The organism is Proteus sp. G4415, assembly GCF_963896075.1.
Taxonomy (GTDB): Bacteria; Pseudomonadota; Gammaproteobacteria; order Enterobacterales; family Enterobacteriaceae; genus Proteus; species Proteus mirabilis.
The window spans coordinates 1-12,467 of record NZ_CAWQOK010000064.1; the positions used below are offsets into that span (position 1 = coordinate 1).

The following is a 12,467-nucleotide window of genomic DNA, read 5'->3' on the forward strand; positions in this document are numbered from 1 at the left end:
TTAATATTTACATAATGGTATTTTCACCATTACCGCATTTTAGGTAAAGAAAAATTAAAAATTTAAAGGGATCAACAGTGTCTAAAAAAATTATTGCTACCAACCTATTACTTACTCTCCCCTTCAGTCTGTTATCGTTACAAATTCATGCCGCAATGACACAAAATTCACCTGATAAAATCATTGTTACCGCATCCCCCTCACAAGATCCGCAAGGACCAATTTCAGGTTTAGTGGCAACAAAAACACTATCAACAAATAAAATACTTAGTGATATAGATAAGACACCACAATCAATCAGTGTCATTACACGTGACCAGATGGATGCGCAAGATGTCAGTTCTGTCTCTCAAGCATTGCGGTATACACCTGGCGTTTTCACTGAATATCGCGGCAGTTCAAACCGAAATGATGAAATCTTTATTCGTGGATATAGCTATGCCCCCCGTTTTCTTGATGGACTTAGTTATGGTATGGGAGCCTCATCTTCTACAGGAGCTATTGACCCTTGGCTATTAGAGAGAGTTGAGCTGATCCGTGGCCCGTCTTCTGTTCTATATGGTCAATTAAATCCAGGTGGTCTTGTGGCAATGACCAGCAAAAGACCCACTTCAACAACCATTAATCATATTCAAGCACGTGTAGGAAATGATAAATTAGCAGAGACAGCTTTTGATTTTGCAGGCTCATTAAGTGATGATAATCGTATTCTCTATCGCCTTAATGGATTAGCAAAAACACAACATACTCAAATTAAAGACTATAAAGAAGAACGATTTGCCCTTGCCCCTGCCATCACTTTTTTGCCAAATGAGCAGACACGTTTAACGTTATTAAGTTTTATTCAACAAGAGCCCGAAGCGGGATACCGTAATTTTTTGCCAGCTTATGGTACGGTCAAAAAAACACCCGAAGGCACCATTCCATTTGATTTCAATGTAAATAATGCTGATTATCACCAATCATGGCGTCAACAATATGGCGTTGGTTATGAATTTGAACATGAATTTAATGATAGATTAAAATTGATCCAAAATGCCCGTTATAGCCATATCAAACAAAAATATAAATATCTTGTTTTTGGTTCATTAAGAAAAGATAACCCTTATATTCTGGAACGCCGAGCTCAACAGGAAAAACGAGAAACAGATACATTTGGTATTGATACTCGACTACAAGCTGATTTTGATACTGAAAAATTAGCGCATACAGTAATTATAGGTATTGATTATCAATGGAGTAAAAATAAAGACAATTTATTGCAAGCGATGGGCCCAGAATATGATCTGGATTGGCGAAATCCTAATTATCATTATCCTATTGATATCAGTTTACAAAAAGCGGTGACAAATCAATTACAAAAACACGACCAGTTAGGGATCTATTTGCAAGATCAGATCCAATGGAAAAACTGGATCTTATTAGGGGGATTACGCCAAGATTGGGCGCAAGTTCGTACCTATGATCACATCAAAAACAGCAAAGACCAACAAGACGACCAGAAGCTAACCGGTCGAGTGGGTCTACTCTATGCCTTTGATAATGGTATTTCACCTTATATTAGTTATAGCACCTCTTTTGAACCTAATTTACAGACACGAAGAGCTCCGGGTAGTGCACCATTTGAGCCAAGTGAAGGACGTCAATTAGAAGCAGGAATAAAATACCTCACCCCAAATGAACAGACATTAGCAACACTCTCCATTTACCAATTACAACAACGTAATGTGACTAACTATAACGCCGAAAAAGCCTATTTTGAGCCAGTAGGTGAAATTAGAAGCCGTGGTATTGAAGCGCAAATTAATAGCCAATTAACTGAAAATATATCATTTATTAGTAGCTATGCTTATACCGATACTGAAGTGAGAAAAACCATCACCGCAGGTACACAAGGAAAAGAATTACCACGGGTTCCTAAACATATGGCATCATTTTGGGGGCAGTATGATGAAACATCAGGGCTATTTAATGGTGCTAAAGCGGGCTTTGGTGTGAGATATATCGGTGTATCTCAAGGCGATACTAAAAATACGATTAGTGTACCTGCAGTCACTTTGTATGATGCCATGGTAGGTTATTCTTTAGGCGAATTATCCTCCTCTTTAAAAGGGGCTGAAGTTCAACTAAATATGAATAATATTGCCAACAAACACTATGTTGCCTCTTGTGCGGGTGAAACTGCCTGTTTTTATGGCATTGGCAGAACCATGACAGCAACGATAAATTACCGCTGGTGATCATCTATTAATTAAAAAGTATATTTAAATACATTAACCATAGTGCGCCTTGATGCTCGCTATGGTTTTTTAATACTTATAATGCTAAAAGAAGTTGTCGTTCCATTTGTGGATCTTGCAACGTGACATGAAAACCGACTAATCTTACTCCCCTGCCATTTCGACGTTCATGCCATGCCTGATAAGCAATATCAATTAAATCCGTTTTTTCTAAAATAGGATGAGAATGCTCTTGGGTGGTTAACTGAAAATCATCAAATTTTAATTTAACCCCTTGTCTCGCAATTCTAAGATCAGGTTTCACTCGGCTTAATCGTTTTTCTAATTCATCATATAATCCATCAAGCAATGCTAAACACTCATCCCATGAATCAATATCTTCAGCCAGTGTGCGCTCAACACCAACAGATTTTCTTAAACGTTCAGGATTGATTAATCGCTCATCAATACCATGGCTACGCTCCCATAAGCTTTGCCCAAATTTACCTAGATTTCTCACTAAGGAAATAACATCCGTACCACGAACATCAGCACAGGTTTCTAATCCCATCTCTTGTAATCGAGCAAAGGTGACTTTTCCTACTCCCGGAATTTTATTTAATGGTAATTTTAAAATAAAGTCATCCATCTGTTCAGGGGTGATCACATATTGTCCATTCGGTTTATTTAAATCAGATGCTATTTTGGCGAGAAACTTAATCGGTGCAATACCGGCGGAAGCCGTGAGGTTAAGTTCAGCAAAAATTTGCTGGCGGATCTGTTGCGCTATCAATGTGGCAGAGCCGTGACAGTGTTTACTATCAGAGACATCAAGATAAGCTTCATCTAATGAAAGCGGCTCTATTAAATCTGTATAACGGGCAAATATTTGACGAATTTTAGCTGAAGTCTCTTTATATAATGCCATGCGACCGGGCAATACTTTTAAATGAGGGCATAATTTTAATGCCGTAGCCGTTGACATGGCACTACGGACACCAAAACGGCGAGCAGGATAATTAGCAGTACAGATAACACCTCGACGAGAAGCATTACCACCGACTGCGATAGGGATCTCTTTTAATGTAGGGTTATCTCTCATTTCAATCGCAGCATAGAAACAATCCATATCGACATGAATAATTTTCCGCATACAATCACCTCACGCTATTTACTGTTTAAATATACAGTAAATAACCATTAACTACAATTTTTATTCCCTGATCTATACCTATTTTAAGTGATATTAGTGATTATTATTTTAATTAAGTACGTTTGTTTATAGAAATGTCACACAGTAATGATAGATTACTTTTAACTTATTCTGCTCTTTTTATTTTTATCGTAATTATTTGAAAATAAAATATAAAACAAGGAAATAGAGTTATATGATCAAAATATTTATTGCAATTTCATTCCTCTTTTACTCAGTATTTGTTATGGCTTCTCCTAAAATTATTGCACACAGAGGTGGCACAGCGGATGCACCTGAAAATACCGAAATTGCTATCAAAACAGCACTAAGCAATCAAGCTGATGCAATTTGGATAACTGTTCAACTGTCTAAAGATAATGTCCCTGTTCTTTATCGTCCAAGTGATCTAAAAAGCCTCACTAATGGGCAAGGGGCAATTTCAACCTTTACTGCCAAAGAATTGGCGCAATGGGATGCAGGATATAAATATGGGGAAGCACAACAATTTCCATATCGCAATAAAGGAGTTACTATCCCGACATTGGAGTATATTCTGACTCAATTTCCTAAAACACAATTCTATATTGACTTAAAATCACCTGATGCCGATCCCGTTATACAAGGCAAAGCATTAGCTTCGGTATTAAGCAAACATAATGCGTTAGAGAGAACGCGTGTTTATTCTACCAATAGTGCTTTTTTAGATGCGTTACCTGATAACGTACAACGCTTTGAAAGTCGTGATGTTACCCGCGATATCTTAGCCAATATTACTATGGGGCATATCTGTTTACTGCCAGAAAATCTTGATATCACACGTTGGTATGGCCTTGAACTGCACAGAAAAGTTGAGGTGGTTGAAAAATATACCTTAGGTGAAGCTCGTTCAGCGGCTGTATTAAGTTGGGACAAAGATGCGATGTCTTGTTTTCGTGCGGGGGGTAATGCGCATATCGTTTTATTCGGTATCAATACTGAGAAAGATTATTTGCAAGCAGTAGAATTAGGTGCTGATGCAGTTATGGTTGATTCTCCAGCTAAAATAAAAGCATTCAGAAAAGAGTAAACATCGTTGCGACATTGGCGCTTTTTTACCTTAATACATTTCTCTTCTACACTTAATAGTGTCAATAAACAGAAATAAGTTAGGTGGAATAAGATGTTAAATAATAAAGCTTCTGGTGACTGGAATTTATTTAAAGGAAAAGTGAAAGAAAAATGGGGAAAACTCACCCATGATGAACTGGATATTATTGAAGGAACCAGAGAGCAACTGATAGGGAAACTCCAAGAGCATTATGGCTATTCTTATGATGAGGCAAAAAAAGAAGTATTAGAGTGGGAAGGCAGTAACCCTTATCCTTGGAAGTAGCAGCGACTTAATCACAGTATTAAAAAGCTTAATATCCTTATCTGAAAGCGATTTTTCTAAACAAAAAAGAGTGGCGTATAAAATATACGTCACTCTTTTATTTTAGCTATTACTTGATAAATCTATCGTTAGCAAAAAAATGCATCGATAACCAAACTATAAGATGCGGTTTTTTTGCAATAGCTCTTGGCGAGCAGCTTCTTTCGCCATTCTTTTTTTACGAGCATCACAAGGTTCAGGACAATCACACTCTTTCTCAATACCAATAGAGCCTAAACCACCACAACTGCCCTGAATACTTTTACGTTTAACAATATATCCTAAAGCCATTCCAAAGAATGCCAGTAAGAACAAGATGAAGGCAAAAAGAAATATTTTTAACATAACCTTCTCTCCTTAAATTCTACTTTTTCAAGAATGGGGCGAATGCCTTACTATAACGCTCTTCAAACCCATTTTCAGTTTTAACTATCATAAAAACAGGAATATTTAATTTATTTGCTACCTCTAAGCCCTTTTCAGGCCCCAGAACATTTAACCCTGTTGATAAACCATCAGCACTCATACAAGTAGGTACAATTACGGTAATAGAGGCAAGGTTATGTTTGATTGGGCGACCTGTTGTAGGATCAATCGTATGAGAAAAACGGACGCCATCTTCTTCAAAATAGTTACGATAATCCCCCGATGTCGCAATCGAATTATCACCCGGTTCAATAATTAATTGTACGCTCTGTGTGGTGCCATCATTAGCAGGTTTTTCAATCGCAATGCGCCAAGGTTTATCATTACCATTAACACCTTGTGTTCTCACCTCACCACCAATATCAACCATATAATTGGTAATATTTTGAGAAATCAAATATTCGGCAACAGCATCAACACCGTAACCTTTAGCAATAGAAGAGAGATCAACATAAAGCTCAGGTATTTTTTTAATTAATGTATTACCTTCCACTGCAAGGTAATCAATTCCCGTCCATTTTTTACGTTTAGCTAGTTCATCGGCTGAAGGTTGATGAGTAAAACGTCCTTCAGGGCCAAATCCCCATAAATTGACTAAAGGCCCAACAGTAACATCTAAAGCCCCATCCGTAATTTTATTAATACGAATCGCTTCACTAACGACTTTAGCAGTAGCGGGTGAAACTGGGAATGGCGTATTAATTTCACGACTTTGATTGAAACGACTTAATTCAGATTGAGGACGATACGTTGACATTTGATCGTTCACTTCTTCAAGAATACGATCGATTTCTGTTTGTAAGACGCTTTGTGAAGGTGAATCACTACTAGGAACATATTTAATTGAATAGTAAGTTCCCATCGTTTCGCCTTCTAACACCTGCTGTTTTTCACCACAGGCTGATAAGAAAACCAGTGCACATAGCATCAAGATCCCATGCATCATCTTTCTTTTTAACATATATCTCTCTTCTGATCATGAGCGCCCACATTAGTGGGCGCTTGTCATTTCATACTGTTATGCTTTATCTACTTTATGAGAAAAATCAACCACCAAAGTCATCCAGCATAATATTTTCATCTTCTACGCCTAAATCTTTAAGCATTTTGATCACCGCAGCATTCATCACTGGTGGTCCACACATATAGAATTCACAATCTTCTGGTGCTGGATGATCTTTGAGGTAGTTTTCATAGAGCACATTGTGAATAAAGCCGGTGTAACCCGTCCAATTATCTTCCGGTAATGCATCTGACAGCGCAACATGCCAAGTAAAGTTTTCATTCTCTTTAGCCAGCATATCAAAATCTTCTGTATAGAACATTTCACGCACAGAACGAGCACCATACCAGAAGCTAATTTTACGTTTAGAATGTAAGCGTTTTAGCTGATCAAAAATATGTGAACGCATCGGTGCCATACCAGCACCACCACCAATGAAGATCATTTCCGCATCAGTTTCTTTCGCGAAGAATTCACCAAACGGCCCTGAAATTGTCACTTTATCACCCGGTTTTAATGACCAGATATAAGATGACATAATTCCCGGTGGCACATCAGGATTACGTGGTGGCGGTGTCGCAATACGCACGTTTAACATGATAATGCCATGCTCTTCAGGGTAGTTCGCCATGGAGTATGCACGCACTGTGGTCTCTTTAACTTCAGAAACATAGCGGAATAAATTAAATTTATCCCAATCTTCACGATACTCTTCAGGAACATCAAAATCTTCATAGCGCACTGTGTGAGGAGGACATTCAATCTGAATAAAGCCCCCAGCACGGAAAGGTACCACTTCACCTTCAGGAATTTTTAATACCAACTCTTTAATAAACGTGGCTTTGTTATCATTTGAGATAACTTCACATTCCCATTTTTTAATCCCGAAGATCTCTTCGGGTAGCTCTAATTTCAGATTATTTTTAACGTTAACCTGACAAGCTAAACGGCAACCTTCTTTAGCTTCACGCTTATTAATATGAGAAAGCTCAGTAGGAAGAATATCTCCACCACCTTCAAGCACTTTTACGCGGCATTGACCACAAGAGCCACCACCACCACATGCAGATGAGATAAAAATACCTTCGTTTGATAATACGTTGAGTAATTTATCACCGGCTGGCGCATGGAAACTTTTTTCAGGATCTCCATTCACCTCAACTTCAATATCCCCTGTATTGACTAACTTTGATTTTGCAAACAAAATCAATGCAGTTAGCACCAATACAATCAGGGTAAACATCGCAACACCTAGAATAATTATATCCATGAGTTCTTCTCACCCTTTATAGCTGAACACCAGAGAAGGACATGAAACCTAATGCCATCAACCCTGTGGTGACAAAAGTAACTCCTAATCCCTTCATACCTGACGGTACATCCGCGTATTTCATTTTTTCGCGAATAGAAGCCAGTAATACGATAGCTAACATCCAGCCAATTCCAGAGCCGAAACCATATACAATAGATTCACTAAAGTTATAGTCACGTTGTGCCATAAAGGACACACCACCAAAAATAGCGCAGTTAACAGTGATCAGTGGCAAGAAGATCCCCAATGCGTTATATAGCGAAGGGAAGTAGCGATCTAAAATCATCTCGAGGATCTGTACCAGAGCCGCAATCACACCAATGAAAGTGATAAAGTTTAAGAAACTTAAATCAACACCTTCCATTAATGCATTTGCGCGTAGTACATAGTTGTAAACCAAGTTATTCAAAGGTACAGAAAGCCCCAGAACAACGGTTACCGCAATACCTAATCCAAATGCTGTTTTTACATTTTTAGATACCGCAAGGAAAGTACACATCCCTAAGAAGAACGCCAGTGCCATATTTTCAATAAAAACAGCACGAACAAATAAGCTTATATAATGTTCCATGGCAATTAGTCCTCTTCAACCTGTGCAGGTTTTAATGTACGTAATCCCCAAATTAGCAAGCCAATAATAAAGAAAGCACTTGGCGCTAATAGGAATAAGCCATTAGGTTGATACCAACCGCCGTTTTGGATAGATTCCATCACCGTAATGCCAAATAATTTACCTGAACCAAATAGCTCACGTAAAAATCCAACAAGGATCAAGATAACCCCATATCCTAGGCCATTACCGATACCATCCATAAAGCTTTCGATAGGTGGTGACTTCATCGCATAGGCTTCAGCGCGTCCCATCACGATACAGTTAGTAATGATAAGACCAACGAAAACAGAAAGCTGTTTAGATATTTCATAAGCGTACGCTTGTAAAACTTGGTCTACCACAATTACTAATGAAGCAATGATCGCCATTTGCACAATAATACGTACACTGCTGGGGATATAGTTGCGGATCAGTGAAATAAAGAAGTTTGAGAATGCCGTCACTAATGTTACCGCAATGGTCATTACTAATGCCGTCTCAAGCTTGGTTGTTACTGCTAATGCAGAACAGACCCCTAATACCTGTAAGGCAATCGGGTTATTATCTAACAACGGCCCGAGTAAAACGCGTTTGATCTCTTTTGTATCAGCCATTGATCTCTCCTTCACGAACTTTTTTCAGGAATGGGCCGAAACCTTTATCACCTAACCAAAAATCGAACATATGTTGAACGCCGTTAGAGGTTAAGGTTGCACCTGAAAGGCCATCAATACCATAAGGACTATCTGATGCCCCGCCACGTACGATTTTAATAGCAGGCACACCTTCTTCATTCAGTAAGCGTTTACCTTTCCACTGAGCCTTCCATTGCGGATTATCAACTTCTCCACCTAGCCCCGGCGTTTCACCATGAGAATAATAGGTAATCCCCTTCGCTGTTACACCATCAATATCTACCGCAACAAAGGCATACATGACCGACCATAGGCCTGAACCATAGACGGGCAGTACCACTTCTTGGGTTTTACCTTGATCATCAAGAACAAAGTAAACTTCTGCGGTATTGGCGCGACGACGAATTTTTGCAATATCTTCTTCAGGTGATAGTGCGATAGAAGTTTCATCGCTACGTAGTTCGCTATTTAAATCAAAGTCGCCTTTACTGTCTGTCAATTCGCCAGTTTTGAAGTTTACAATCTTAGCTTTAATACGTGTATCGTAAACTTTGAGTACTTCACTGGCGCTCATCTTAGGCACCAATAAACCAGCAACATCTAGAATATTACGTTGTTTATCCAGTAGCTTTTGCTCTTCTTGCTTAGATTTAAGTCCAACAGCAGAGCCAGCCACTACCACGGAACAAACAAGACATAGAATAAATACAACGAGGAACGTTCTTCCGACGCTATCTTTGTTTTTTTCTTTAGCCACGAGCTTTTCTCCGCTTAATATTCGCCTGAACAACCACATAGTCAAACAGCGGTGCAAATAAGTTGGCGAATAAGATTGCTAGCATCATTCCTTCTGGGTAAGCCGGATTGACGACACGGATTAGCACAGCCATTACGCCAATTAAAATACCGTAAGCCCATTTGCCTTTATCAGTGAATGAAGCTGATACCGGATCGGTTGCCATAAACATCATACCAAATGCAAAGCCACCTAATACGAGGTGCCAGTGCCAAGGCATTGAGAATAATGGATTAGAGTCAGAACCAATCAAGTTAAACAGATATGACATTGCAATCATACCCACCATCACACCGGCAACAATGCGCCATGATGCGATACGAGCAAATAAAATGATTGCGCCGCCAATTAGGATCATCAGTGTTGAGACTTCACCAATAGAACCAGGGATATTTCCAAGGAATGCATCCATCCAAGAAATAGGCTGCTGAGTGACATTATTTAACAATGCACTTTGACCAGAAACAGACCATTGAGAGAGAGGGGTTGCACCAGAGAAACCATCAGCGGCAGTCCAAACAAGATCACCTGAAATTTGTGCCGGATAAGCAAAAAAGAGGAAAGCACGCCCTGCTAATGCGGGGTTTAAGAAGTTACGTCCTGTTCCACCAAAAATCTCTTTTGCAATTACGACACCAAAGGTGATACCTAAAGCAGCCTGCCATAATGGTAATGTGGGTGGCACAATTAACGCAAACAGAATAGAAGTAACAAAGAAACCTTCGTTAATTTCATGTCCGCGAATAAGGGAAAATAACACTTCCCAGAAACCACCTACCGCAAATACAACAAGATAGATAGGTAAAAAGTAAGTTGCCCCAAGGAGCATTTTACTTCCCCACCCAGCATCTGGTGTCAATGATGCACCTAAATACTGTGCAAGTGCATAGTGCCAATCAGAAGCAATCACTTGCTGTAACTCAGCACCACTATACAACTGATTAAGAGCAGGGATCGCTTGTTGACCAACGTTATACATTCCCCAGAACATGGCTGGGAAAACAGATAACCAAACAAGGATCATCATACGTTTTAGATCGATGGTATCGCGTACATGCGAACCATTACGTGTCACCGTACCCGGCGTATAAAAAACCGTTGTGACCGCTTCATAGAGTACATACCACTTGGCGTATTTACCACCGGGCTCAAAATGGTGCTCTACTTTTTCAAATAAATTTTTCAACCCCATGAGTTACCCTTCCTGCTCAATTTTGGTCAATACTTGGCGCAGTGCTGGGCCATACTCATATTTGCTTGGACAAACATAAGTGCATAGTCCCAAATCTTCTTCGTCCAATTCCAAACAACCTAATGCTTGAGCACTGTCAGTATCACCGACAATCAAATCACGTAACAAATGTGTTGCCATAATGTCTAATGGCATAACACGCTCATAGTTACCAATTGGCACCATTGAACGTTCACCACCATTCATTGTGGTTGTAAATGCAAAACGTTTGTTCTTTAAGAAGTGACCAATTGTGGTACGTGTAATGGAGAATTTATTAGTACCTGGATAACCCCAACCAAATAACTCTTTTTCACGACCTTCGCGTAATACAGAGACTTGGTTATGAAAACGGCCTAAATAGTGATGCGCTTCGTCCGATTTCCAACCCCATAAAATAGAGCCAGAAATAATACGATTATCACCATCGACTAATTGATCTTTCGTTAATTCATAAAGATCAGCACCTAAACAGGTACGTAATAATCGAGGGGCTTTAACTTGAGGTCCCGCTAATGCAACAACACGCTCGGTATATAAAGAGCCGGTAGTAAAGAGATACCCTATCGCAATAACATCTTGGTAGTTAAGATGCCATACCATTTTTTTCGCGCTGACTGGCTCTAAGAAATGGATATGAGTACCCACTAATCCCGCAGGATGAGGGCCAACAAATTGGTTATAGCTAATTTGTCCATCATTGAGTTTTGCCGGTGCTTTTTCACCATGACAAACATGTACCTTACCCTCTGTTAATTTACTTAAAACAATCAGACCATCGTTAAAAGCCTGCTCGTTTTGTTCAATGATCACAGTAGGATCTGCCGCTAATGGATTAGTATCCATCGCAGTGACAAAAATTGCCACCGGCGTGGTTCCTAATTTAGGGGAACGACTGTATGGACGTGTTCTTAACGCTGTCCATAAACCTGAATTTACTAGGTTTGTTTCTACCTGTTCACGGGTCAATTCTGAAAGTGATGAGCTATCATAACTGTCGAAAGTGACTTCTTCATCGCCGTCAACTTCAATAACAACGGATTGAAGTACACGGCGCTCACCGCGGTTAATGGCAACAACTTTACCACACGCAGGGCTTGTGAATATTACACCGGGGTTCTTTTTATCTTCAAAAAGAACCTGCCCTTTTTTAACATGCTCACCTTCCGAAACCATCATAGAAGGACGCATTCCGACATATTCTTCACCTAGCAAAGCTACGTGTCGAATCGCGGGTCCGTCTTCTATCACTTGGGCAGGCGCTCCTGCAATTGGGAGGTCGAGTCCTTTTTTAATTTTAATCATAAGATTTGCACAAGTTTATCAGTTAAACCCTAAGCTACAAATTCACCCCGAAAATGTAGCGACTCTGTAATAAAAACACCTTAAGGTAGTTTGATACCCTAAGTTATTTATCTCCGATAATTGTTACTATTTTCTCTTATTCTGCCGATCTGAATTTTATCATCTCAGTTTCAGCCTGTCTGACTATTCGAGTGATTTAGCTCAAGCAAATGGGAATATTATTTTGACTGAAACGTTAACAATTCGCATAAACCGAATTAAAATATCACATTTCTCGACCAACGATTAAGTTTTATACAGAATATTTTGTAATAGAAAAGAAACCATAGTAGATTTAAATTT

12 protein-coding genes are annotated in these 12,467 nt (G+C 39.2%); 3 read left to right on the top strand and 9 right to left on the bottom strand.

The genetic code is table 11. The features are described 5' to 3' along the window. Window positions 1–77 precede the first annotated feature (77 nt). Window positions 78–2,240 carry a TonB-dependent siderophore receptor gene (locus tag AACU95_RS06930; protein WP_049217177.1) on the top strand — a complete coding sequence of 721 codons (2,163 nt, stop codon included), beginning with the start codon at window positions 78–80 and terminating at the stop codon, window positions 2,238–2,240. Between the two features lie 76 nt (window positions 2,241–2,316). Here AACU95_RS06930 and dinB read toward each other — a convergent pair whose 3' ends face one another. Next, a complete protein-coding gene (dinB, locus tag AACU95_RS06935) occupies window positions 2,317–3,372 on the bottom strand; it encodes a DNA polymerase IV (protein ID WP_004244794.1) in 1,056 nt (351 codons plus the stop codon). Between the two features lie 235 nt (window positions 3,373–3,607). Between dinB and AACU95_RS06940 the strand changes: the two genes are divergently transcribed. Both AACU95_RS06940 and AACU95_RS06945 read left to right on the top strand, forming a co-directional pair. Next, the gene (locus tag AACU95_RS06940) at window positions 3,608–4,480 is read left to right on the top strand and encodes a glycerophosphodiester phosphodiesterase family protein (RefSeq protein WP_004244795.1); all 873 of its coding nucleotides are present in this window, start codon (window positions 3,608–3,610) and stop codon (window positions 4,478–4,480) included. A gap of 93 nt (window positions 4,481–4,573) precedes the next feature. Further along, complete coding sequence (locus tag AACU95_RS06945; protein WP_004244796.1) at window positions 4,574–4,786, top strand: CsbD family protein; 213 nt, start codon at window positions 4,574–4,576, stop codon at window positions 4,784–4,786. Between the two features lie 156 nt (window positions 4,787–4,942). On the opposite strand, the gene nqrM is transcribed toward AACU95_RS06945, so the two are convergent. The 8 genes from nqrM to AACU95_RS06985 form a co-directional block, all read right to left on the bottom strand. Next, window positions 4,943–5,170 carry a (Na+)-NQR maturation NqrM gene (gene nqrM / locus AACU95_RS06950; RefSeq protein WP_004244797.1) on the bottom strand — a complete coding sequence of 76 codons (228 nt, stop codon included), beginning with the start codon at window positions 5,168–5,170 and terminating at the stop codon, window positions 4,943–4,945. Between the two features lie 19 nt (window positions 5,171–5,189). Then, the gene (locus AACU95_RS06955; RefSeq protein WP_004244798.1) at window positions 5,190–6,212 is read right to left on the bottom strand and encodes an FAD:protein FMN transferase; all 1,023 of its coding nucleotides are present in this window, start codon (window positions 6,210–6,212) and stop codon (window positions 5,190–5,192) included. 85 nt (window positions 6,213–6,297) lie between these two features. Continuing rightward, a complete protein-coding gene (nqrF, locus tag AACU95_RS06960) occupies window positions 6,298–7,524 on the bottom strand; it encodes an NADH:ubiquinone reductase (Na(+)-transporting) subunit F (RefSeq protein ID WP_004244799.1) in 1,227 nt (408 codons plus the stop codon). 16 nt (window positions 7,525–7,540) lie between these two features. Then, the gene (gene nqrE / locus AACU95_RS06965) at window positions 7,541–8,137 is read right to left on the bottom strand and encodes an NADH:ubiquinone reductase (Na(+)-transporting) subunit E (protein ID WP_004244800.1); all 597 of its coding nucleotides are present in this window, start codon (window positions 8,135–8,137) and stop codon (window positions 7,541–7,543) included. 5 nt (window positions 8,138–8,142) lie between these two features. Continuing rightward, window positions 8,143–8,772 carry an NADH:ubiquinone reductase (Na(+)-transporting) subunit D gene (locus AACU95_RS06970; RefSeq protein ID WP_004244801.1) on the bottom strand — a complete coding sequence of 210 codons (630 nt, stop codon included), beginning with the start codon at window positions 8,770–8,772 and terminating at the stop codon, window positions 8,143–8,145. Then, window positions 8,765–9,550 carry a Na(+)-translocating NADH-quinone reductase subunit C gene (locus tag AACU95_RS06975; protein ID WP_004244802.1) on the bottom strand — a complete coding sequence of 262 codons (786 nt, stop codon included), beginning with the start codon at window positions 9,548–9,550 and terminating at the stop codon, window positions 8,765–8,767. The genes AACU95_RS06970 and AACU95_RS06975 overlap by 8 nt, the downstream gene beginning before the upstream one ends. Next, complete coding sequence (locus AACU95_RS06980; protein WP_004244803.1) at window positions 9,543–10,781, bottom strand: NADH:ubiquinone reductase (Na(+)-transporting) subunit B; 1,239 nt, start codon at window positions 10,779–10,781, stop codon at window positions 9,543–9,545. The genes AACU95_RS06975 and AACU95_RS06980 overlap by 8 nt, the downstream gene beginning before the upstream one ends. 3 nt (window positions 10,782–10,784) lie before the next feature. Beyond that, window positions 10,785–12,125: a Na(+)-translocating NADH-quinone reductase subunit A gene (locus tag AACU95_RS06985; RefSeq protein ID WP_004247390.1), complete on the bottom strand. Its 1,341-nt coding sequence runs from the start codon at window positions 12,123–12,125 to the stop codon at window positions 10,785–10,787. Window positions 12,126–12,467 lie beyond the last annotated feature (342 nt).

Coding starts and splice junctions, on each gene's coding strand:
- nqrF (WP_004244799.1), bottom strand. CDS start 7,524: ATGGATATAATTATTCTAGGTGTTGCGATGTTTACCCTGATTGTATTG.
- nqrM (WP_004244797.1), bottom strand. CDS start 5,170: ATGTTAAAAATATTTCTTTTTGCCTTCATCTTGTTCTTACTGGCATTC.
- dinB (WP_004244794.1), bottom strand. CDS start 3,372: ATGCGGAAAATTATTCATGTCGATATGGATTGTTTCTATGCTGCGATT.
- AACU95_RS06980 (WP_004244803.1), bottom strand. CDS start 10,781: ATGGGGTTGAAAAATTTATTTGAAAAAGTAGAGCACCATTTTGAGCCC.
- nqrE (WP_004244800.1), bottom strand. CDS start 8,137: ATGGAACATTATATAAGCTTATTTGTTCGTGCTGTTTTTATTGAAAAT.
- AACU95_RS06985 (WP_004247390.1), bottom strand. CDS start 12,125: ATGATTAAAATTAAAAAAGGACTCGACCTCCCAATTGCAGGAGCGCCT.
- AACU95_RS06955 (WP_004244798.1), bottom strand. CDS start 6,212: ATGTTAAAAAGAAAGATGATGCATGGGATCTTGATGCTATGTGCACTG.
- AACU95_RS06970 (WP_004244801.1), bottom strand. CDS start 8,772: ATGGCTGATACAAAAGAGATCAAACGCGTTTTACTCGGGCCGTTGTTA.
- AACU95_RS06940 (WP_004244795.1), top strand. CDS start 3,608: ATGATCAAAATATTTATTGCAATTTCATTCCTCTTTTACTCAGTATTT.
- AACU95_RS06945 (WP_004244796.1), top strand. CDS start 4,574: ATGTTAAATAATAAAGCTTCTGGTGACTGGAATTTATTTAAAGGAAAA.